Source organism: Pseudoalteromonas sp. ABV4_021 (assembly GCF_056159365.1).
Genome location: NZ_JBSWVB010000001.1, coordinates 2,600,993 through 2,624,256, shown reverse-complemented (window position 1 = coordinate 2,624,256; position 23,264 = coordinate 2,600,993). Strand labels below are relative to the sequence as shown.

The 23,264-nt window shown below is 42.2% G+C and carries 18 protein-coding genes; 9 read left to right on the top strand and 9 right to left on the bottom strand.

The annotated features are described in order from the left end of the window. The first annotated feature begins 289 nt into the window (after positions 1-289). From ACXAFE_RS12140 to ACXAFE_RS12130, 3 genes are read left to right on the top strand one after another with little or no spacing between them, the layout of a single operon-like run. Positions 290-1,228: an HlyD family secretion protein gene (locus ACXAFE_RS12140; RefSeq protein ID WP_475152953.1), complete on the top strand. Its 939-nt coding sequence runs from the start codon at positions 290-292 to the stop codon at positions 1,226-1,228. Then, positions 1,225-2,154, top strand: coding sequence for an ABC transporter ATP-binding protein (locus ACXAFE_RS12135; protein WP_475152951.1), 930 nt, complete (start codon positions 1,225-1,227; stop codon positions 2,152-2,154). The genes ACXAFE_RS12140 and ACXAFE_RS12135 overlap by 4 nt, the downstream gene beginning before the upstream one ends. Further along, entirely contained in the window at positions 2,151-3,293 is a 1,143-nt protein-coding gene (locus ACXAFE_RS12130; RefSeq protein ID WP_475152948.1) for an ABC transporter permease, read from the top strand. The genes ACXAFE_RS12135 and ACXAFE_RS12130 overlap by 4 nt, the downstream gene beginning before the upstream one ends. On the opposite strand, the gene ACXAFE_RS12125 is transcribed toward ACXAFE_RS12130, so the two are convergent. The 4 genes from ACXAFE_RS12125 to recQ all read right to left on the bottom strand — a co-directional run bounded on the left by ACXAFE_RS12125 (position 3,290) and on the right by recQ (position 8,579). Then, entirely contained in the window at positions 3,290-5,014 is a 1,725-nt protein-coding gene (locus ACXAFE_RS12125; protein WP_475152946.1) for a BamA/TamA family outer membrane protein, read from the bottom strand. The genes ACXAFE_RS12130 and ACXAFE_RS12125 overlap by 4 nt on opposite strands. A 120-nt stretch (positions 5,015-5,134) precedes the next feature. Next, positions 5,135-6,403: a metal-dependent hydrolase family protein gene (locus ACXAFE_RS12120; RefSeq protein ID WP_475152944.1), complete on the bottom strand. Its 1,269-nt coding sequence runs from the start codon at positions 6,401-6,403 to the stop codon at positions 5,135-5,137. Positions 6,404-6,464: 61 nt separating this feature from the next. Further along, on the bottom strand, positions 6,465-6,740 hold the full coding sequence (locus tag ACXAFE_RS12115) for a DUF3630 family protein (RefSeq protein ID WP_475152942.1): 276 nt from the start codon (positions 6,738-6,740) through the stop codon (positions 6,465-6,467). Between the two features lie 15 nt (positions 6,741-6,755). Next, positions 6,756-8,579 (bottom strand): DNA helicase RecQ, encoded by a 1,824-nt coding sequence (gene recQ / locus ACXAFE_RS12110; protein ID WP_475152940.1) that lies wholly within the window; start codon positions 8,577-8,579, stop codon positions 6,756-6,758. 158 nt (positions 8,580-8,737) lie between these two features. Here recQ and rarD point away from each other — a divergent pair, with 158 nt between their 5' ends. Beyond that, positions 8,738-9,625 (top strand): EamA family transporter RarD, encoded by an 888-nt coding sequence (gene rarD / locus ACXAFE_RS12105; protein ID WP_475152936.1) that lies wholly within the window; start codon positions 8,738-8,740, stop codon positions 9,623-9,625. Here rarD and ACXAFE_RS12100 read toward each other — a convergent pair. Further along, positions 9,615-10,847, bottom strand: a complete 1,233-nt coding sequence (locus ACXAFE_RS12100; RefSeq protein ID WP_475152933.1) for a GGDEF domain-containing response regulator — start codon at positions 10,845-10,847, stop codon at positions 9,615-9,617. The genes rarD and ACXAFE_RS12100 overlap by 11 nt on opposite strands. 290 nt (positions 10,848-11,137) lie before the next feature. Between ACXAFE_RS12100 and ACXAFE_RS12095 the strand changes: the two genes are divergently transcribed. Then, positions 11,138-12,073 carry a porin gene (locus ACXAFE_RS12095; protein ID WP_010562084.1) on the top strand — a complete coding sequence of 312 codons (936 nt, stop codon included), beginning with the start codon at positions 11,138-11,140 and terminating at the stop codon, positions 12,071-12,073. 82 nt (positions 12,074-12,155) lie between these two features. On the opposite strand, the gene hemH is transcribed toward ACXAFE_RS12095, so the two are convergent. After that, positions 12,156-13,175: a ferrochelatase gene (gene hemH, locus ACXAFE_RS12090; protein WP_475152930.1), complete on the bottom strand. Its 1,020-nt coding sequence runs from the start codon at positions 13,173-13,175 to the stop codon at positions 12,156-12,158. A 207-nt stretch (positions 13,176-13,382) separates the two neighbouring features. On the opposite strand from hemH, the gene ACXAFE_RS12085 reads away from it, so the two are divergent. After that, positions 13,383-14,582 (top strand): alkaline phosphatase family protein, encoded by a 1,200-nt coding sequence (locus tag ACXAFE_RS12085; protein WP_475152928.1) that lies wholly within the window; start codon positions 13,383-13,385, stop codon positions 14,580-14,582. A gap of 446 nt (positions 14,583-15,028) precedes the next feature. Here the strand turns inward: ACXAFE_RS12085 and ACXAFE_RS12080 are convergent, their stop codons facing one another. Beyond that, complete coding sequence (locus ACXAFE_RS12080; protein ID WP_237131807.1) at positions 15,029-16,333, bottom strand: inosine/guanosine kinase; 1,305 nt, start codon at positions 16,331-16,333, stop codon at positions 15,029-15,031. A gap of 181 nt (positions 16,334-16,514) precedes the next feature. Between ACXAFE_RS12080 and tadA the strand changes: the two genes are divergently transcribed. Beyond that, positions 16,515-17,015: a tRNA adenosine(34) deaminase TadA gene (gene tadA, locus ACXAFE_RS12075; RefSeq protein WP_010562080.1), complete on the top strand. Its 501-nt coding sequence runs from the start codon at positions 16,515-16,517 to the stop codon at positions 17,013-17,015. Here tadA and ACXAFE_RS12070 read toward each other — a convergent pair. Together ACXAFE_RS12070 and mltF are read right to left on the bottom strand one after the other, a co-directional pair. Further along, positions 17,012-17,161: a hypothetical protein gene (locus ACXAFE_RS12070; RefSeq protein ID WP_157813511.1), complete on the bottom strand. Its 150-nt coding sequence runs from the start codon at positions 17,159-17,161 to the stop codon at positions 17,012-17,014. The two genes, tadA and ACXAFE_RS12070, sit on opposite strands and share 4 nt — an antisense overlap. A gap of 123 nt (positions 17,162-17,284) precedes the next feature. Then, positions 17,285-18,631, bottom strand: a complete 1,347-nt coding sequence (gene mltF / locus ACXAFE_RS12065; RefSeq protein ID WP_475152925.1) for a membrane-bound lytic murein transglycosylase MltF — start codon at positions 18,629-18,631, stop codon at positions 17,285-17,287. 204 nt (positions 18,632-18,835) lie between these two features. Between mltF and purL the strand changes: the two genes are divergently transcribed. Both purL and ACXAFE_RS12055 read left to right on the top strand, forming a co-directional pair. After that, positions 18,836-22,720: a phosphoribosylformylglycinamidine synthase gene (gene purL / locus ACXAFE_RS12060; RefSeq protein WP_475152923.1), complete on the top strand. Its 3,885-nt coding sequence runs from the start codon at positions 18,836-18,838 to the stop codon at positions 22,718-22,720. Positions 22,721-23,029: 309 nt separating this feature from the next. Continuing rightward, positions 23,030-23,254, top strand: a complete 225-nt coding sequence (locus tag ACXAFE_RS12055) for a FeoA family protein (RefSeq protein WP_010562077.1) — start codon at positions 23,030-23,032, stop codon at positions 23,252-23,254. The last annotated feature ends 10 nt before the right edge of the window (positions 23,255-23,264 follow it).

Sequence of the window (23,264 nt, the reverse complement as noted above, 5' to 3'; positions counted from 1 at the left end):
TTCTTAAAGTATTCTAAAAGAGCATTGCTGTACCGAGAAATGTGTACGATTTTGCATCTTATTTTGATTATATTGACGTTTTCAAAGAGGCACTTTTTCAGAACAAAAAGCGTAAATCAGCAGACAAAGATATTCTTATCCTTTTTTACTCAGAGTATTAATGAACAAACTTGATGTGACCCATGTTTGCTCATTAAAAACATGCCTTTCACAATTTAAATAGTTTATTTTTCACGTTTTTTTGTTAGCTTAAAGACTCGCCTTTATTTTTGATAGGGAGTTCAGGCAGATGAAAGCATGGCTTAGTATTTTCGTGTTCGTTTTATTAGCTGGGTGCAGTGATGAGCAGAGTGTTGCTCTTGGCACGTTAGAGCGAGATCGCATAACCCATTCGGCAACAGTAAATGAGGTGTTGATTGCGTTGCCAGTAGCGCGTGGCAGTATGGTTAAACAAGGGGATGTGCTAGCGCAATTAGATAATACTAAGCAATTAGCCCGTGTTGCCAAAGTAAAAGCCGATTTAGAGTCTGCGAATGCACATTTTATTAAACTTAAAAACGGTGCGCGCGAAGAAGAAGTAGCAAGAGCGCAAGCCGCGCTTGCTGCTAATAAAGCTAACTTGCTAGAGGCGCAGCAGAACTACCACCGTGCGGTTGAAATTGTGGCAAAAGATCTCGCACCTAAAATCAGCCTAGACAGTGCAAAAGCCAATTTAGATGCAGCAACTGCCAATGTTGAAGCGGCAAAACAGCAACTCACTGAACTTACTAACGGCACGCGAGTGGAAGATTTACAAGTCGCCGCTGCAAATGTAAAAGCGCAGCAAGCGTTACTTAGCGCAGAAGAAAAATTACTAAGCGAACTTAATATCACTGCAACCCGTGATGGCGTTTTGGATAACTTACCTTGGAACTTAGGCGAGCGGGTTACGTTAGGTAGCCCTGTCGCGATTGTGCTTGCTGGCGAAGCGCCTTTCGCGCGTATTTATTTGCCACAACAAGCGCGGGCAAAACTAAAAGTGGGCGATAACCTACAGCTTGTTATTGCAGAGCAATCAGGGCAAATAAATGGCACTGTGCGTTGGCTTTCCCATGAAGCTGCTTTTACCCCGTATTATGGTCTAAATCAGTATGACCGTACCCGTTTAATGTACCTTGCTGAAGTCCAGTTACCATCAAAATACAAAGATTTACCCTCTGGCTTGCCGGTTGAGGCAAGGTTGCCATGAGTGACGCGGTTATAAATGCTAATGGATTAACCAAACAGTTTGGTGAAGTAACCGCTGTTAATCAGCTTGATTTAACCATAAACAAAGGCGAAGTTTACGGTTTTTTAGGGCCCAATGGTTGCGGTAAAACCACGGCAATTCGTATGCTAACCGGGCTTTTAATGCCCACAAGTGGCGATGTTTCGGTACTTGGTTTATCACTGCCAAAACAAGCTAATTTACTGCGTTATAAAATTGGCTATATGACGCAAAAATTCTCACTTTATGATGATTTAACGGTAGCAGAAAATCTTGCGTTTTTAGCGGATGCGTACAGTTTAAAAGGCCAGTATAAACGAAGCCGTATTGATGAGTTGTTAACAATTTATGATTTAGCAGCAAGAGCAAATCAACTTGCCGGCAGTATGAGTGGCGGGCAAAAGCAGCGCTTAGCCTTAGCTGGCGCTACCATTCATAAGCCTGAATTACTTTTTTTAGATGAACCAACCTCAGCAGTAGACCCAGAAAATCGCCGCGATTTTTGGGAGAAGCTATTTGATTTAAGTGATTTGGGCACCAGTATTTTGGTCTCAACTCATTACATGGATGAAGCCGAGCGCTGCCATAAATTGGCAATTTTAGAAAAAGGCATTAAACGTGCCGATGATTCGCCAGAACAGTTAATGGCTAATCTAAATTGCCAAGTATTTGAAGTAGAGGTGAAAAACTCACGCAGCACTAAATGCAGCTTAGAATCACACAAGAATATTCATTCTGCGACTCAGCTTGGCGCAAGGCTTAGGGTACTTGTTGATAATTCAGTTAATGATGCTGAAACTTGGCTTTTGCAATTTGACGATGTAGTTGCCGCTAAAGCGGTACGCCCAAATCTTGAAGATGTGTTTGTTAGTGTAACGGGTGAGCGCAATCGGGAGCAAACGGTATGAATCCATCTCGTATTTTTTCGATTGTTAAAAAAGAGCTGCTTCAGCTAAAGCGCGACAAAACTACTTTTGCCATGGTGGTGATGATCCCTTTAGTGCAATTGTTATTATTTGGTTTTGCGATTAATACGCAAATTCGTGATATTCCCGTTGCGGTGGTAGATCAAAGTAATTCGGCGCTTGGTCGCGTACTTACACAAACGGTTGAAGCCAGTCAAACGGTTACAGTGGTTGCAAAATACTCCAATGTTAGCTTGGCGGAAAAAGCCATGGCGCAAGCGAAAGTAAGAGCTGTTTTAGTTATTCCACGTGACGTTGCTGAGCGTCTTTCTCGCCATCAAGCGCTTGGCAGCGCAACGCCAAATTCAAGTAATTACCAGCTGGTTAGGCCGATTGGACAATGGCTGGTGGACGGCTCCGACACCATGATTACAGGGGCAATTAAAGGGCTTGCCAATATGCCGCTCGGTGAATTAATGAAGCAGCCTGTTAATCGTCAAGTCACCACCTTTGCGGTAACGCCATATTACAATCCTGCCCAGCGCAGTGTCGTGAATATTGTGCCGGGGTTAGTTGGTGTTATTTTGACTATGACCATGGTGATGTTTACCTCGGCGGCAATTGTGCGCGAGCGAGAGCGCGGCAATTTAGAAATGCTAATTAATACACCAATTAGCTCGTTTGAGTTGATGCTTGCGAAGATTATTCCATTTATTTTTATTGGCGCACTGCAAGTAACCATTATTTTATCGCTGGGTTATCTAGTATTTGATGTCAAAGTTGTGGGGTCGCTATTACAGCTTGCGCTGATGACCTTGTTGTTTATCTCGGCCAGCTTGGTATTAGGGTTAATCATTTCAACCATTGCAAAATCGCAACTGCAAGCCATGCAATTAACGGTATTTGTGTTGTTACCGTCTATTTTACTCTCAGGCTTTATGTTCCCGTATGAAGGCATGCCGGAAGTCGCGCAGTATATTGCCGAAGGCTTACCAGCAACCCATTACATTAGAGCTATGCGGGCGATTGTACTGCGCGATGTGGAAGTTAGTGAAATGACCTATGATGCCCTTTGGTTAATGGGTTTTACGTTAGTTGGTTTGATCATTGCGTCATTGCGTTTTAAAAAGCGGTTAGATTAAAAACGATTTTTAACTTTAATCACCCATTGTACCGTATCGATTTCGTCGTCTTTATCGAGTGGGAAGGCAAGGTCGATATGAATGACGGTTTTTGCAGTTGCGCGGCTTGGCGCTAAGCGTAAGCCAATGCCCGCGTCTTTTAAAAATTGGCCATTTTCGCCGTTGTTTTTATCGGGAAACCAAGCGCGACCCACATCAAAAAACACAGCACCACCTACTTTAAACAGTTGCAGTAAGTGATACTCCCAGTAATAGCGCTTTTCAAGATTGAGCAACACAGAGCGGTCGCCCATTTGATAGTGTAGTGGATAACCTCTAAGGCCTGTATCACCGCCTAGAGTCAGTTGCTGGTCAGCTGTTAGGTTGCCACCATAGCGCAGCGAAAGATTAGCAAACCATGCACGGTAGCTGCTGCTATTGTAGAGAAAATTGGTATCTAAGTAGGCGTGTAGATTTTCGCTTTTTTGTTGTTCTGTGTTCCAATAGCCATGCACTCCGGTGTATAAGCGCCACAGCATACTATCATTTAAATGAAACGCTTTTTCGGCGCTGGCTTCAAGTACAACACGGCTATCGTCATCAGCAAGGCTTTCATCTGAATAGCCGAGTCGGGCAAATACATTCCAACCTAAATTTAAATCTTCAGTACGGCCAATTGAGTCAAAGTTGCTCAAGGTAATGTATCTATCTTCAATTAGCTGATAGCCAAGCCAAGGATAATTAAGCGAGCGATCTTTCGCTAATGGCAAAGTGGTTTCAGCGATTTGTTCAAACTTAAAGTCTTCTTGTTGCCAGCCCACAAGCCAACGGTTCGTCCAGCTGCCCAGTTTACTGCCTTGACCATAGAATACTTGGTTAATTTGATTCTCTTGTTTGAATTCCGATACCACATCACCGCGATAATAAAGCGGTAACTCTTTTGTATCATCTAAGGTAACGGCACCATAACTTTGCTGTGATGCGAGTGAATAAAAGGGGAGTTTAAAGTCTAAATAGATGCGTTCACCATCGTCATTATCGCTAAATTCAAAACGGCTACGATAGCGGCTGCCCCATATATTTGGGTCATCATAGATAAAAGTATAACCAGTGCGATCAGCATCGCTGCGCCAGGAAAGCGAAACGCGTTTACCTAAACCAAGCAAGTTTGTATCGCGAAAACCAAGTTGCGTTTTATCCTCGCCACCGCTGCGGCTATAGCTTATTTCTGGGGTGAGGGTCCACAACTCTTTGGTGGTGATTGTAACCACAATATTGTCATCACAATCACGTTCAGCTTCAATTTTAGCATCGTATAAATAACGTGCATCACGCAAAATACGTTCAGATTCACGTAGCAGTTGTTGGTCGTATTTATCACCTTGTTGAAACAGCAGTTGCTGTAAAATAACGTGTTCTTTGGTGACGATATTAAGTGTATTTAAACCACGAAATAAAAAGTTATCTTCTTTAGGGTTGCTGGTATCAAAAATATTATGTCGAACGAGTCGAATATCGCTAATGATCGCATTGGGTGCATCAGGTAATTTAGAATTATCAATGCTTTCAATATCAAAGTTACTTTTACGCTCTTTTGGCTGGTCAGTAAGCCATTGGCATTGGCTTAAGGAAAAAATATCCGACTTAGACGTGGCGTCTGCTTGCGCTTCGCAATAGCCATAAAATGGTACTAAAACAAGGCAAAAAAGTGCGCTAGAACGGCTAAATTTTAATACAGACATAACGCTCCTTTTTACTTGGGTTTATTTTAATTCTATACCATTAATTTTAGTCTTGCAGAAATTAAAGCAAATAAAAAGCAGCCAATGGCTGCTTATAACTGATTAAAATATAATAATTTATTACTTAACTACTTGGCCTGAACGCATTACGAAAGTAACGTCCATTAACTGCTGTATATCCTGCAATGGCGAGGCTTTAGTGGCGATAATGTCGGCAAATTTACCGCTTTCGATTGTGCCCAGCTGACTTTCTAAACCAAGCAATTTAGCACTGTTAATTGTAGCCGATTTGAGCACTTGTTTTGCTGGCATTCCGGCTTCAACCATCAGTACGGCTTCACGCGCGTTGGTACCGTGTTTTGATACCCCGCTATCGGTACCATAGGCAATGTTTACACCGGCTTTATAGGCATTAAAAAAATTACCTTTCATATCGTTGCCAACGCGAATTGCCTTAGCCTTTATTGCATCGCTCATAAAGTTAGAGTTATTTGCCATTTCAACAACGGTCTCACCAGCAAGCAAAGTAGGCACTAAATAGGCGCCCGTTTTCTTAAACAGTTTATAGGCTTTTTTGCCCGCATAAGAGCCATGTTCGACACTGGCAACACCGGACTCAAGTGCGGCAATAATGCCATCTTCTTGGTGAGCGTGTGCTGCTACTTTTCTACCCATGGTGCTTGCGGCTTTCACTACTTGATCAAGCTCATCGTCTTCCATTTGTTGGCCAGTACCGGTTGCACGGTCTGTTAATACGCCGCCTGTAGCTGCAACTTTAATCCAGTCAGCACCATACTTTATGGCGTGACGCGTTGCACGGCGACAATCATAAGGGCCATCGCAGGTAGTTTTTGAGGCAAATTTATCCAGCATTTCATGGTGCACGCCACTGCTATCAAGGTGACCACCCGTTATTGCTACACCACCTGCCGCAATAATACGCGGCCCTTCAAGCCAGCCTTTGTTTATGGCATCACGCAGGGCATACATATATTGCGGATCGGAACCAAGATCACGCACTGTAGTAAAACCGGCTTGTAACGTTTTTTTGGCGTAATGGGCACTGCGCATACCGACTAGTTCCGGTGATACTTTGGCAATTTCTGCGTCGTTGTTTGGTCCTAACTCAAACTGCAAATGCACGTGCATATCCATTAAGCCTGGCATTACAAAGCTGTCAGATAAGTCGATCAATGTTTGTTCATTGCTGGCTTGTTGAAAGCCAGCTTGAATACTGACGATTTTGTCGTCTTCAATAATAATAGTTTGCTTTGAAAGCGGTGTTTTATCGGCGTGGACCAGTAGTTCGCCTGCGTGAATAAGGGTCTGTGCTGCAAAGCAGTTTGGAACAGCGAATAAGGCGAGCGTGAGTAACGATTTTTTAAACATGGCTATTGTTCTTATTGTTATGTTTTACCTCACGCTAGCATGGTGAAAAGTAATGTCAAAACTAAAGCGATGAATAGAGCTCGGGTAATAAATCGAGGTCTTGCTGACTGTCGCTATTAATCCAAATGCTTTGACTATAGTGTTCAAAGTTTAAATTAAATGAAGTGTTTTTAAATTTGAAACGCATTAAGTGGCGGTCGGCACCTTGTTCAAATTCTAACGATGAAATCGCATCATTGTGAAGGTAAATACTTGCCCACAGATCAAATTCTTCATCATCTGGCAGTTCAACTGGGGTAATTAAAATATGGTCTGAGAAAAGGGCTTTGCTAGTCATTATATGCTCCAATAATTAGCTGGTTAAATGCATACGAATGGCATTCATAAAGTAGGCGCCATATTTATTGAGTTTGGTAAATCCAACCCCTGATACTTTTAAGAATTCGGCATCGCTGGTTGGCATCTTTTGCGCCATTTCAGCAAGCGTAGCATCACTGAATACCACATAAGGTGGTACGTCTTCTGCGTCAGCCAGTTCTTTACGCAAGCCGCGAAGTTTGGCAAATAGCTTTTTATCGTAGTTAAAGCGTGCGAGTTTGTCTTTGTAAACGTGTTTCACTTCAAGTCGCGGCTCGGCTAACTGTAGGGCAAAGTCACCTTTTAATACTGGGCGAGCTGCTTCTGTTAAGCGTAAACTAGATGATTGCGTGATATCTTGATGTAATAATCCGTGGTGAATAAGTTGACGCAAAATACTCAGCCAATATTCAACTGATTTATCTTTGCCAAGACCAAAAGTTGAAAGTTGGTCGTGTTGGTTTTCGCGAATACGAATGGTATTGGCGCCACGTAAAACTTCAATTACATAACCCATACCAAACTTTTGCTCGACGCGATAAACACAGCTTAATGCTTTTTGAGCCAGCTCAGTACCGTCAAATTGTTTTGGCGGATTTAAGCAAATATCACAGTTACCGCAAGGCTTGCCTTGATACTCAGAAAAATAGTTAAGCAGTATTTGGCGGCGACAGGTTTGCGCTTCAGCAAAACTGGCCATGGCATTAAAGCGCTGTTCTTCTACTTTGCGACGTTGCTCGTCTGGAATATCATCAAAAAAACGTTTTACGCGCGGCACATCGGCAGGGTCAAAGTACATAATGGCTTCGGCTGATAGACCATCACGGCCAGCGCGACCGGTCTCTTGATAGTACGACTCGATGTTTTTAGGAATATCGTAGTGAATAACAAAACGCACATTGGGTTTATTAATTCCCATACCAAAGGCAACTGTCGCCACGACGATATGAATATCGTCGCGAGCAAAGGCATTTTGCACAAATGTACGCTGTTCATTTTCAAGCCCTGCATGATAAGACGCTGCGTTATAACCCGCATCAACGAGCTTTTCAGCTATGTCGTCAACGCGCTTCCGGCTTGAGCAATAAATAATGCCGCTTTGTCCTTTTTGCTCTTTTAAAAAGCGCATTAACTGACTAAGCGGTTTGAATTTTTCTTCAATAGTGTAACGGATATTGGGGCGGTCAAAACTACCCGTATAAATATGGGCGTTAGTAAGACCCAGTTGCATCACAATATCGTTACGCGTGGCAATATCTGCCGTTGCTGTGAGTGCCATAATAGGAATATGGCTAAAGCGTTGTTTAAGCTGCCCTAAACGATAGTAATGAGGCCTAAAATCATGGCCCCAGTGCGACACACAGTGCGCTTCATCTATGGCAAACAAACCAATATTTAAATGCTGTAAGCGGGTACTAAAATCGTCAGTAAGCAGTCGCTCAGGTGCTACATATAAAATTTTAATTTGGCCTTGGTGCAGGCCTTGATAAATTAATTGCTGCTCTTCGCGCGATTGGCTGTTGTTAATGTATGCCGCTGCAACACCTTGTGCTTTTAGCTGTGCCACTTGATCTTGCATCAGGGAAATAAGCGGCGATACCACAATGGTAATACCGGGTAACAGTAATGCAGGTACTTGGTAACATAATGATTTACCACCACCGGTTGGCATCAAAACCAAACAATCTTGACCATCAAGCACGGCGTCAATGACTTGCTCTTGCCCAGCACGAAATTGCTTATAGCCAAATACTGAACTTAATACGCTGTGAGGCGTTTGTTGCTGCATTACTGGTTGGGTCGCTTGTTGATTTTCCATTACATTAAGGTGTATTTGATTGGCATTATGTTATCTGCATTGACTTACAAAGCATGCAATTTAGCGAGCGCTAATTCTAAAGTCTTTTTATCGCGCTGTCTTTACTTAAATTGAGCAGATCCCTAAACTGGCGCTCCCTGAGTTGTTGAGTGATTGATATGCAAAGTCAAAAGCAAGGCGTTATTTTTGCCATCGCTGCATTTTTAATGTGGGGGCTCGCCCCAATTTATTTTAAGGCAATAGATCATGTTGCCGCGATGGAAATATTATTGCACCGTGTGGTGTGGTCAGTTTTATTCTTATTAGTAATTCTTACGGTAGTTAAAAAATGGCGTTCGGTTAAAAGTGCGTTGTTTAATGTGAAAACTGCAGGCTGGTTATTGCTGAGCGCCGCGTTACTTGGTTTTAACTGGGGGCTGTTTATTTGGTCGGTAAATAATAACCATATGTTAGATGCCAGCTTAGGTTACTACATCAATCCGTTGTTAAATGTGTTGCTGGGTGTGTTGTTTTTATCAGAACGTTTACGCAGATTGCAGCTTGTTGCGGTTGTACTGGCGGTAACTGGCGTGGTTGTTCAGCTTGTTAGCTTTGGCTCGTTTCCAGTTATTGCGTTTAGCTTAGCAAGCTCGTTTGCGCTTTATGGGTTAATTCGTAAGAAACTACCGGTAGATACCTTACCAGGTTTGTTGATTGAATCGTTATTTATGTTGCCTGTAGCGATAATTTATTGGTGGGGGTTAGATACACCAACCAGTGATTTAACCAGTAATAGCGTATCGCTTAATTTATTGTTAATTAGTGCAGGTATTGTGACTACGCTGCCACTACTGTGTTTCACAGCGGCTGCGCGTCGTATTCAATATTCAACTTTAGGCTTTTTCCAGTACATTGGGCCAAGCCTAATGTTTATTTTGGCTGTACTGTTTTATGGTGAAACCTTTAGTGCCGACCGCATGGTAACCTTTGGTTTTATTTGGTCTGCACTCGCGCTATTTAGTTATGACTCGTACCGTAACGCAAAGCGCGTAGCGGTTAACCCATAATAACGCGGTTTCTGCCTTGCTCTTTTGCTTGATACAGGCACAAATCAGCAAGCTTTAACATTTCATCTGTACTCTGTGTATCTTTTACGGTTACCCCAATCGAAATGGTTACACAGAGTGTTTGATTTGCACAATCAATTTGCAGCTGACTAACGGTTTCTCTAAATTGCTCAAGCAGTGCTTGATTGTCTTTGTGGTTTTCATCTATAAACAACACGGCAAACTCTTCACCACCTAAGCGAGCAACTAAGTGATCTTTGCCAAACATGGTATCTAATAAACGTGATACTTCTTTTAGTACGATATCACCAGCATCGTGGCCATAGTTATCGTTTACTGCTTTAAAATGGTCGATATCGAGCATTGCTACTTGGTGTGCAAATTTTTGTCTTTTCAATAAGCTATTTGCTTGCTCAAAGAAATAACGGCGGTTTGGTAGGCCGGTTAAGTAATCCGAATTAGCCTGACGACGAATGGTGGCAATGTTTTCTTGCATATCCAAGTTTTGGCTTACGCGACAATAAAACTCTTCTGGGTAAAAGGGTTTACGCAGGTAATCATCGGCGCCATTTTTTAAAAAATTAGCCGATACGCGATTATCATCAGTACCAGAAATTCCAATAATTACTTTATCTTCAGAATTGAATTTTTCGCGAATTTTACGGGTTAAGGTAACGCCATCCATGTTTGGCATTTCATTGTCAGAAATAATCACTTTGATATCGTCAAACTGCGCAAGCTTTTCAAGTGCCGATACACCGTCTTCGGCTTCGGCAATTAAATATTTGTGTCTTAACAAATAGCTTTTAATCAGTTTGCGTGTGTTTCTTGAGTCATCAACAATAAGCACGCGCACATTTTCATTGCGCGGCAAGCGTTTAAGCTGTGTTTCTAGGTAAGTGTATGCTTGGCGGCTCTCTTTGGTGATGTAATCAACAACTGGGTATTGCATGACAGTATCACGGGTTTTGTCGTCTAATTTTCCAGTCATTACAATCGTTGGGATTGATGCGCCAATCGTTAATGGAATGGCTTCACCATTTGATGCATCAGGTAGAACATAATCGACAACTGCGCAGAAGTAATCATTTACTTCAATCAAATCAATAGCGGATGCTAAGCTATCGGCAATATCGACTTGATAACCAATTCTAAGTGCAACATGACGTTGTATTTTAGAAATTGAGGGATTGTCTTCAATTAACAATAGTTTAGGCTGCACTTTACTTCATTGTAGTTGTTTCAATTATATTTTTTAGTTTAGTGGCATAAACAAACTCTGTGAAGATATTTTGCTAATTTATTGTTCCTATACATAAACATGACAGCTAAATGTCACTTTTCTTAATGTGATTATTGGTGCTCAGGTGTTGTTTTTGTTGGTAGGTGACAATTTGAATACAGAAAAATGAAAAAAAGTTTCAAGTGTAATATTTCTGTCACGTATTGATGACACACTGCGCCTCGTTCAAATTGATTACAAATATATTTCACTCATTTAGAGGTTTTCACATGAAAAATGTTAAGGCTCCCCTTGCTTTATCTTTACTAGCTGCACTTTCAGCACCTGCAATGGCTGATGTAAACGTTTACGGTAAAGCGAATGTTACAGTACAAAATAGCGATGAAGGCGAAGGCTCTTTTACTGAAATTAAAAGCAACGCGTCTCGTTTTGGTGTAAAAGGCAGTGAGACACTTAGTGAAGAGTCAGGCTTAAAAGTTGTTTATAAGCTTGAGTGGCAAGTTGATATGTCAGATGCTTCAAACAGCAGTGATGACCATCTTAAGTCACGTAACCAATACGTTGGTTTACAAGGCGGTTTTGGTGAAGTATTAATCGGTCGTAACGACACAGCATTAAAGCAATCACAAGGTAAACTAGACCTATTCAACGACCTTGAAGGCGATATCAAAAACGTATTCAAAGGTGAAAATCGTATGGGTGATTCAATCACTTATAAAACACCTAAGTTTAACGGTTTCCAAGTTATTGGCTCTGTAATTGCTGAAGATTCAGCTGACGCTGATAATGGTTACTCAGCAGCAGTAACCTATGGTGATAAAGGCCTTAAAAAATCTGCGATTTACGCATCTGTTGCGGTAGATAGCGAAGTAAAAGGTTATGACGTTGTTCGTGGTTCAATTCACGGTAAAGTAGCGGGTGTTAAGCTAGGTGCAATGTACCAAACACAAGAAAAAATCGACGGCTCTGAGTCAGCAGATGGTTTCTTAGTTAATGCAGCATATAAAATTAACGACTACACATTAAAAGCACAATACCAAGTACTTGAGTTTGATGCGGATGCTGATGACAAAGTAGCAACGTCTGTTGGTGTTGATTACAAGCTTAACAAAAACGCTAAGCTATTCGCTTTCTACACTAAGCAAGAGAAAGACGAAACGACAGATAACGATTACCTAGCGATTGGTATGGAATACAAGTTCTAATCGAGCTTATATTGCTAACAATAATTTAGGTAAAGAAAAACCCAGCTAGTGCTGGGTTTTTTGTTGTTTATACAGTAGTAAATTACAAATGCTGCTTTATGATTTCATAAAAAGCGGCAATATGATCATCGCGGTCATTTAATGCTGGTATATAACGGTAGTGTTCACCGCCAGCATGTTCAAAAATTTCACGATTTTCATCTTCTAGTTCTTCTAATGTTTCCAAGCAGTCAGAGCTGAATGCAGGGCTAGCAATGGCAATGTTCTTAATGCCATCTTCTTTTGCTAGTTTTTCAAGGGTTTCATCGGTGTAAGGCTTTAACCATTCCGCTTTACCAAAACGACTTTGGAAGGTGGTGATTACGTCGTCTTTGTTAAGTCCTAACTTTTCTACCACTAAACGGCTGGTCATTTGGCAAAAGCAATAATACGGATCGCCTTTTTCTAGGAAAAACTTAGGTGTGCCATGGTAGCTAAGTACTAATTTTTCAGGCATACCATGTTTATCTAAATCTTCTTTAATGCTGGCGGCAAGGGCATCAATATAGTACGGGTTGTCTTGATAACCGTTAATAAAATGCAGCTCAGGTACCCAGCGCCAGTCAACAAGTTCACGACTAATGGCATCATAAGTTGAGCCGGTAGTTGAACCGCTGTATTGCGGATATAAAGGCAATACAACAATTTTTTGATAGCCTTTTTCACGAATCTCTTCGAGCACTGATTTAATTGATGGGTTACCGTAGCGCATGGCTAAGAATACTTCGGCGTGATCTAGGCCTTTGTCTTTAAGTAAAGTTGCTAGCTTCGCTTGCTGTTTTTTACTGTAAACCAATAATGGTGAACCGTGTTCAGTCCAAATACCGGCGTAAAGTTTCGCCGAACGTTTTGGGCGAATACGTAAAATAATGCCGTGCAGAATAATTTTCCAAAGCACACGCGGAATTTCAACAATGCGTGGATCAGATAAAAACTCAGCTAAATAGGTTCTAAGCGCCTTTGCTGTGGGTGCATCTGGGCTGCCTAAGTTAGTGAGTAAAACGGCTGTTTTTTTATGAAATCGTTTATGCGGTTCTTCAGTGACGGCAGTGAATCGAGACACGGTAACCCTTACTTAATTAGCTAAATTAAAAAGATTGTATCAAATCTTTTTGGAAAATTGCCCACATTACGTTGTGTTAGCTATTTAAGATCAATTTTTGATAAATAACTCGAGCTTACGTTAAATAAATATAGCTGAGGACAAATAGCCTAGACTTTTGTAATTCAACAAGTTTAGATGGAACAAATTACTACACAAGCAAAGCAAATGAAAAAAATAGCTGTTTTACTTCTCGTTGTTTTAAGTGCCTTAAGCACGCCTGTGTTTGCCAAAGAGCAAACCGTTGTTTTGATTTCCCTTGATGGTTTTCGCTGGGATTATATTGAAAAACACCAAGCAAAGAATTTAGCAAAAATTGCTAAAGCAGGGGTTCGTGCAGAGCGTATGATTCCGGTTTACCCAACTAAAACATTTCCAAATCATATTTCAATAATTACCGGCTTACAGCCCGCTAATCACGGCATAATTGATAATAAATTTTGTGATAGAAATCGTAAAGAATGCTACAGCATGGGCAAAGGGCGTAACGACAGTACCTGGCTAAATGGAACACCACTTTGGAACCTTGCTGAAATGCAAGGTGTTAAAGCGGCAACTTATTTCTGGCCAGAATCAGACGCGCGCTTTAATGGTCGTACACCAAGTTATTTTTATCACTACTCGCAACATAGCGATTATCAGCGCCGCGTAGACCAAATTGTAGACTGGCTTAGTTTGCCAAAGTCACAGCGCCCGCGTTTTGTTGCAGCTTATTTTTCATTAGTTGATTCAATGGGCCATGATTTTGGCCCTAACGCACAGCAAACATTTGATGCCGTACAAAAAATGGATGCATTAATTGCCCAATTGGATAAGCGCTTAGCTGAGCTGAATGATCTTAATATTAATTTAGTTTTAGTATCCGATCACGGTATGTCACAAGTTGATCCAAAGCAGACCATTGAAATTAACTTGCTGGGTTTGTCTAAAGATGATTTTCTTATTAAGAACTCAGGAACTCGTGTGCAAATTTATATTAAGCCAAACTCATTTGTGTCTATCGAGAAAACGAAAGCGCAGCTCGTAGCAAATGCGAAAGGACGTTATAGCGTACTTGATAAAAATACACTAGCGAGTCGCGGTGTTAAGTTTGGTGCTCGAGATGCTGATATTATTATTGAAACCACTGCACCAAAAACATTCTCATTTGAAGGAGAGTCCGATTATTTAGGCACGCATGGTTATGCCTACACTCAAGAAATGGGGGCATTATTTATAGCGAAAGGACCTGCATTTAAACAAAATACGTCTATTGCTGAGTTTCCTAATCTAGATGTTTACCCAACAATTGCGAAAGTACTTGGCTTAAAAATACTTTCACCGGTAGATGGTGATGGCAAAAGCTTGGAAAGTGCACTTGCTCAATAAAGGCCGTAATAGCCACTTCGCTGAAGTATGTAAGCAGATTTAGCCGACTTAAATAATGCGTTATTTGAGTAAACAGGCATTAAGCGCAGAAGCTAGGTTAAATACTTTATTTTTTGCAATAACTTTCCATAAAATGAATTTAATTAGTATGAATTAAGCAAAGGTTAAGTTTAAAAAGGCTAAAGTAAGCTTAAGTTCCAATCTCCCTTGGACTTTATTTCCCTTGTTGTTTTTATACAAGCTTTGCCCGCTAACTTTAGCGGGCTTTTTTATGTCTGTTGGAAAGTTTGCTTAGTTAAAAATGTAGGAGTTGACAGAGTTAAGCTAAGGTTAAGTTAGTAAACTTATACTAAAAACCAGTTCCCAATCTCCAAAAGTACTGAGTTTAACTTGGTAACAAAAAGCCCGCATATTGTAGCGGGCTTTTTATTGGACATAACGCGGGATTATTGTTCCCAGTAAGCTTGTTGCAAGCTGTCTTCTCGTTCAGGCAAGCCGCGCGTTAAACGTGGCGAATGCTGCACTAGTACCTCATAGCTTACACGGTTAGCATATTTACTGATTTGTGAAAGTGATGAATAGGTAAGCGCATTGATTTCATGCTTACTTGAGGTCGGAACATTTAATTGGTGGTACACATTAGCGCTAATATCGTGAAGTACTGCGGCCAGTGCGCCATCACCTGCGCCATTGGTATTTTTAATGCTGTCAGGCCCCCCCATGTAAGGTGCGGTGTGAGTGTAAATTTTAACTGGATTTTTACAGTCTTTACGACGCATCGCGCGTGAAAATTCAAATTTATTAAAATCAGGAATGCTGCCAGGCATTAATTGGTGCTCTGTTGGGCGTTTCCAACAGTCATCAATGTAGCTAGCTAAGAACATGCCTTGGGCGCCAGCAGTACAAATTACCATATCAACCCAATCAAGTGCTTTATCAGCGGCTAATAGCGGGTCTTCGAAGCCGGTAATGGCAAGGCCTTCTTCTTCGTTCATAGCTAATATGTCAACGTGATCGTTAACGAAGTTTTGCCACCACTCTGGGTCTTGCTCAATTAAGAATTTGGTACCTAAGCTCAGCACAACAGGTACATTTGCTGCGTTTGCGTATTCAACGGCTTTTAACGCTGCTTCGGTCATGGTGTCTTCACCTGTAGTACGCATTAAATAAGCAGAAATAACTAAAGCAGACGAGTTAGCAATAAGCTCTTGGGAAATGGATTCAGGACGTAGGCGGTTCATTAAACCAGGACTGATAGCGAAAGTACGTTCGCCACTTTCATCGATAAGTGTAAAACAACGACCAATTGGGCCATCAACCGGTTGTAGATGTTCTAAATCTACGCGGGTTGAGGTTTTACTAACGAAGCGATAAGCATAACTGCCAATTTTGATATTTTCGCACATCACACCAAGCAGTACTGAACGGTCGTCTGATAACACTGAGTAATTGTGCATGGTGTTACCAATAGTGCCGCCTGCAAATTCGTAGTCGATCATGTCATGATCTTTTAAGCGTGCATAGAGAGCGTTGGTGGTGTCATCATCCATTACTTGCGACATGCCGCGGTGCAGGCCAAACTCGTTGAGAAAGGCTTGATCAACTTTGGCTTCTATATCAACCACAATTTGGTCAATACCCACTATGTAATTACGTGCAAGCTTGCTGTCTTGTGTGATCACGTTCGTTAACGGATCTTTATCTTCCACTGGAAAGTAGTGTTTTTGTCTGCGTCGTCCAGGAAATTTCATCTTGTTTCTACATTGCTTTGGCGTCGTGCAAAATGGCGGCGGATTATAGCCTAAAAAATAATTGAATAACTATGACATTAGCCCTTTATTTTAAAAAATTCTAAGAAAAAGAGATAACAATGCATGAATCTTTTTAACTTGGTAAAATATTTAAGGTGTTTATAAATCAACCTGAGTAAGTATGTACCCTGAATTTAGCGATGAATATTGGATGATTGAGGCGCTTAAACGTGCTGATATTGCCGAGCAACATGGAGAAATACCGGTTGGTGCCATTGTTGTAAAAGACAACCAGATTATTGCTGAGGGGTATAATTTATCAATTACACAGCATGATCCATCGGCCCATGCTGAGATGATGGCAATTCGCCAAGCTGGCAAGCACATTGAAAACTATCGTATGCTCGATTGTACGTTATACGTCACTTTGGAACCTTGCTCTATGTGCGCAGGGTTGTTGGTGCATAGCCGTATAAAGCGTTTGGTATTTGGCGCACATGATGAAAAAACAGGTTCAGCGGGCAGCATTATGGACTTAACTCGCCACGAAAAGCTCAATCATCAAATAGATGTAACTAGCGGGGTTTTAGCGGAAGTGTGCAGTGAAAAACTGTCGGCATTTTTTAAAAAACGCCGCGCAGAAATAAAAGCCGCTAAAAAAGCGGCAAAAGGTGAAAGCTAGCTCGCTTCAGCTTCCACCAATAAATTAAATGCTCTGCGACGTTCAAGAACTTTACGATGGGTGTTGCGTCTTGCAATGCGGCGACGAATAGCACACGTGTTAACCGTACTGCGTTTTACTTTGAATTTTCTACGCGTTCTTAGCATAGGTTCTCCTTAAAAAGGTGAGAGTGGAGAAGGGTAATTGGCTAAAGCCCTTATCTCTCGATAAGTTTATTAATAAATTATGACACTTATATGACATTCACCACGGTGAATTCAACTATCGTGTTACTCATCTTGGTTTTCATCAAGCCAAACGAGTGTGTCGTAATAGCGGCGAATATTATCGACATATTTAACGGCGACATCGCCACGGGCAAACCCGTATCTTGTTTGGCGATAGTAGCGCTTTTTAATCAGTAACGGTAAATGTTTTTTCACATCTGCCCATTTGTCGGCATCGCCGCCCGCTTTTTCAGTTAGCACGCGGGCATCTTCCATATGACCAAAACCCACATTGTAAGCGGCAAGCGCAAGCCAAGTGCGGTCTGGCTCTTTTATGCGTTCGGGTACGCGATTAATTAATTTTTCTAAATAGATGCCGCCACCACGAATATTTTGTTCGGGTTCAAGGCGGTTTTTAACACCCACCGATTTTGCAGTGGGCAAGGTCAACATCATAATACCGCGTACGCCAGTTGGCGATTTGGCACGTGGGTCCCACATCGATTCTTGATAACTGACTGCTGCCAGTAAGCGCCAATCAAGGCTGCGTGAATATTGCTTAAACCAATCTCGGTATTTAGGTAATACATCACGAACTGCTTCTATATAAGCAAGAGTATTGATGTAGTTAAACTGACGAACGTGGCCAAAATATTTTTCTTCTAGGTTTTGTAATAGGCCCGTTGAGCGTGCATAACCAAAAAACTCAATCGCCATTGCATATAAACTGTCGTCATCATTTTGTTGTAGCATCCAAGCGACCGGTTCTTCACGGGTTACCGAAAAGGCAATACTAAGCTCAGGGTGATAGCGACGAAATAACGCCAAAGTGTGCGAGTCAGCAATGGTGTAAGCGAATTTGCCATCAATAATGCCTTGTAATAATTCGGCTTCATCAAACTCTTCGGTTTCAACCCATTGTAAGTTTTCAAAATTGGCTTTTGCTTTTAATAAACTGGCAGCATGAGCACTTTTGGCAATAACAGTAACGGGGGCATCTAGCTGTGAAAAATTACGCGGCCTTTTACGCCCTTGTTTATAAACGAGCTTTTGACTGATTGAGCGGTATTGCGGCGCAAAACGGTATTTATTTAAACGCGACTTATTTAGGGTAAGGCCTGAGGCGAGAATATCGATTTGTCCTTTTTCTAGCTTGTTAAGCATGTCTTTAATTGAGAAAAAAGGAATGATTTCGAGTTCTGCGTCAATAAAGTTTGCGAATGCTTTGGCGAGCTCATATTCAAAACCGAGCTCACCATTGGCACTAATATAGTAAGTACTTTCGCCGGCAAGAGTGCCGATACGAACTTTATCTTTTTGTTTAATTTGGCCGAGGTGTGTTTCTGCGACAGGCTCTGAGCATGCTGCCAGCAAAAAAATAACCAGTGTAATTACAACGCGTTTTAGCACTCAAATCCTAAAATAACTAACCCCTACAAGCTTGTTATAACAGATAAAGTCCCGATCGTCACGAGGACTAATGTCCTATACATGAAATTAGAATTTGCCTATTTTTGTCTATTTTTTGATTTTTATTTAAATCTCATGTCATTTTCCACTATAATGTGCGCCCATAAATCTTCGTTCAATCCTTAACCCCGGATGAAAATACCTATGTTGATCCTACGTGGTGCACCTGCACTTTCTGATTTTAAAGTTCAAAAGATCCTTAAAACCTGCGCTGACGCCAATTTACCAGTGACTGGTGTTTACGCTGAGTTTATGCATTTTGCTGATTTAACAGCAGAACTTTCAGAGTCTGAGTTAGACAAACTAAATAAGCTATTAAAGTATGGGCCGACCATTACTGAACATACGCCTGAAGGTGCGCTCATTTTAGTGACGCCGCGCATTGGTACCATTTCTCCATGGGCATCAAAGGCAACTGATATTGCTAACAACTGTGGTTTAGACAAAGTACACCGTGTTGAACGTGGTATTGCTTACTATGTTGAAGGCGACCTAAACGCGCAGCAGCTAAATGACGTTGCTAAGCTAGTTCATGACCGTATGACAGAGTCTGTGCATAACAGCCTTGAAGATGCTGGTCAGTTATTCCGCGTTGAAGAGCCGCGTCCAATGTCATCAGTAGACATTCTTGGTGGTGGTCGTGAAGCACTTGTGATTGCAAACGTAGAGCAAGGTTTCGCGCTAGCTGACGACGAAATTGACTACCTAGTAGAAAACTTCACTAAACTAGGTCGTAACCCGAACGACATCGAATTATTCATGTTCGCACAGGCGAACTCTGAGCACTGTCGTCATAAAATCTTTAACGCTGATTGGACAATCGACGGCGTAGAGCAGCCTAAGTCGCTGTTCAAAATGATCAAAAACACATTCGAAACGCACCCTGAAAACGTACTGTCTGCTTATAAAGATAACGCAGCAGTAATGAAGGGTTCTAAAGCGGGTCGTTTCTTCCCAAATAAAGAAGGCGAGTACAGCTACAATCAAGAGAACATTGAAATCTTGATGAAAGTTGAAACGCACAACCACCCAACTGCAATTGCACCATTCTCTGGCGCATCAACCGGTTCTGGTGGTGAAATTCGTGACGAAGGCGCAACAGGCCGTGGTTCTAAGCCAAAAGCAGGTCTAGTTGGTTTTACCGTATCTAACCTTCGTATTCCAGGTTTTGAGCAGCCGTGGGAAACTAACTTCGGCAAGCCTGGTCGTATTGTTGATGCACTAGACATCATGATTGATGGCCCACTAGGTGGTGCGGCGTTCAACAACGAATTTGGTCGTCCTAACCTACTTGGTTATTTCCGTACTTACGAAGAAAAAGTTAACAGCCACAATGGTGAAGAGGTACGTGGTTACCACAAGCCAATCATGCTTGCAGGTGGTCTTGGTAACATCCGTACTGAGCATGTTCAAAAAGGTGAGATCCCAGTTGGCGCTAAGCTAGTTGCATTAGGTGGCCCTGCGATGAACATTGGTCTTGGTGGTGGTGCTGCTTCATCAATGGCATCTGGTCAGTCAAACGAAGACTTAGATTTTGCTTCTGTACAGCGTGAAAACCCAGAGATGGAACGTCGTTGTCAGGAAGTTATCGACAAATGTTGGCAGCTTGGTGACGAAAACCCAATCGCGTTTATCCACGATGTGGGCGCGGGTGGTCTTTCAAACGCATTCCCTGAGCTTGTAGACGATGGTGGCCGTGGTGGTAAATTCCAACTACGTAACATCCCGAACGATGAGCCGGGCATGGCACCACACGAAATTTGGTGTAACGAATCACAAGAACGTTATGTATTGGCAGTAGCGGCAGAAGACTTCGCACGTTTTGAAGAAATCTGTAAACGTGAGCGCGCGCAGTACGCTGTAATTGGTGAAGCAACAGAAGAACGTCATCTAACAGTTGCTGATAGCCACTTTGATAACAACCCGGTAGACCTTCCACTTGAAGTTCTACTTGGTAAAGCACCTAAGATGCACCGTGACGTTGAGTCAAAAAAGGTATCTGGTGAAGCACTAAACACAAATAGCATCGACGTAGAGGAAGCGGCTAAGCGTTTACTTCGTCTACCAACTATTGCTGAGAAAACATTCCTTATCACCATTGGTGACCGTACGGTGACAGGTCTAGTGGCACGTGACCAAATGGTTGGCCCTTGGCAGGTACCAGTAGCAAACTGTGCTGTAACAGCAGCTGCGTTTGATACTTACCATGGTGAAGCAATGTCAATGGGTGAGCGTACACCTGCAGCACTTCTAAACTACGGTGCATCAGCACGTTTAGCAGTAGCAGAAGCGTTAACGAACATTGCTGGCGCAAACATTGGTGGTCTTGAGAACATCAAGCTATCTGCAAACTGGATGGCAGCAGCAGGTCACCCGGGTGAAGACGCAGGTCTTTACGAAGCAGTAAAAGCTGTGGGTGAAGAGTTATGTCCAGCGCTTGGTCTAACGATCCCAGTTGGTAAAGACTCAATGTCGATGAAGACAACATGGCAAGATGATGGTGAAGACAAAGCGGTTACGGCACCTCTTTCTCTAGTAATCACAGCATTTGGTCGTGTAGAAGACATTCGTAAAACAGTCACGCCTCAGCTTCGTACAGATAAAGGTGACTCAAGCCTAATCCTAGTTGATTTAGGTGCAGGTCAAAACCGTATGGGTGCATCAAGCCTTGCACAGGTTTACAAGCAGCTTGGTGACAAGACGCCTGACGTTGATAGCCCTGAGCTATTAAAAGGCTTCTATGAAGCGATGCAAGCACTTGTAGCTGACGAGAAGTTACTTGCTTACCACGACCGTTCAGACGGTGGTTTATTCACAACGGTAGCTGAAATGGCATTCGCAGGTCGCACTGGTGTGACTGTGAATCTTGATAGCCTAACAGGCTCTGACATCGAAGCACTTTACAACGAAGAGCTAGGTGCAGTGATTCAGGTTCGCAATGACGACCTTGCAGCAGTTGAAGCTGTGTTAGCTGATAACGGCCTTGCGGCAATTTGCCATACTATCGGTGCATTAAACACTGATGACAAAGTTATCTTCAACCGTGGTGGCGAAGTTGTACTTGCAAATACACGTACTGAACTACGTACTATTTGGGCTGAGACAACTTACAAGATGCAAGCACTTCGTGATAACCCAGAGTGTGCTAAGCAAGAATTTGATGCGAAGTTTGACGAAAAAGATCCAGGTCTTAACGTAAAACTAAGCTTTGACCTAAACGAAGACGTAGCTGCACCTTACATTGCAACAGGTGCTAAGCCTAAGATGGCAATCCTTCGTGAGCAAGGTGTTAACTCACACGTTGAAATGGCAGCAGCATTTAACCGTGCAGGCTTTGCTGCAGTAGACGTACACATGAGTGACATCCTTGAAGGTCGCTTGACACTAGAAGAGTTCAAAGGCCTTGTAGCATGTGGTGGTTTCTCTTACGGTGACGTACTAGGTGCTGGTGAAGGTTGGGCTAAGTCTATTCTATTTAATGATATGGCACGCGATCAGTTCCAAACATTCTTTGAGCGTCAAGACACGTTCAGCTTAGGTGTGTGTAACGGTTGTCAGATGCTATCAACTCTGAAAGAGCTTATCCCAGGTACTGAGCACTGGCCACGTTTTGTAACTAACAAATCAGAGCGTTTTGAAGCACGTTTCAGCCTTGTAGAAGTACAAGAAAGCCCGTCAGTATTCTTCCAAGGTATGGCTGGCTCTCGTATGCCAATCGCAGTATCTCACGGTGAAGGTCATGCTGAGTTTTCAAACGACGCAGCAGTGAAAGCAGCACTTGAGTCTGGCACTGTTGCAGTTCAGTACGTTGATAACTTTGGTAAGCCAACAACGCAATACCCGAACAACCCGAATGGTTCACCAGAAGGTATTACAGGTATTACATCAACGGACGGTCGTGCAACAGTAATGATGCCACACCCAGAGCGTGTATTCCGTGCAGTTGCTAACTCTTGGCACCCAGATGAGTGGAAAGAAGATAGCCCATGGATGCGCATGTTCCGCAATGCACGTAAGAACGTTGGGTAAAACACGACCGAAACGAAGTTTCGCAGCGTGTTTTACGCGAGTCATGGATGACGAGCCGGGCCACAGCTTCAGGATGAATTAGTCTGCACTGCCTCAATTTGATTTAATTGAAAGGTCACTTCGGTGACCTTTTTTATTATCTAAAATAAATATTTAAGTAAAATAAGATTAGTAACTTTTACTGGGTTTTAATTTAATTAATAAATTAATTTTTATTTATATAAAGTTTAGATAAATATTCAAATTGCATTGAGCTTTGTTGTAGAAAAGCGCATACTGGCGGCAAATATTTAACTGCGAATAAGTATCATGACGATTTGTGATGTTCCCGTAAAACAACAGGCGACAATAGCGCGTTTGTGTCCAAGTTTAGATTCCGCCGTCGCTCAACGACTAGAGGAAATGGGGTTCGCTGAAAATGCGTTAATAACCTGCATACGTCGCACACCGTTCAATGGTCCCATTGTTTATCAAGTGGGGGATTGTGTTTACTCACTCGAACCTGCAATAGCTAAACGTATTTACATCGCATAAACCGTAAGAA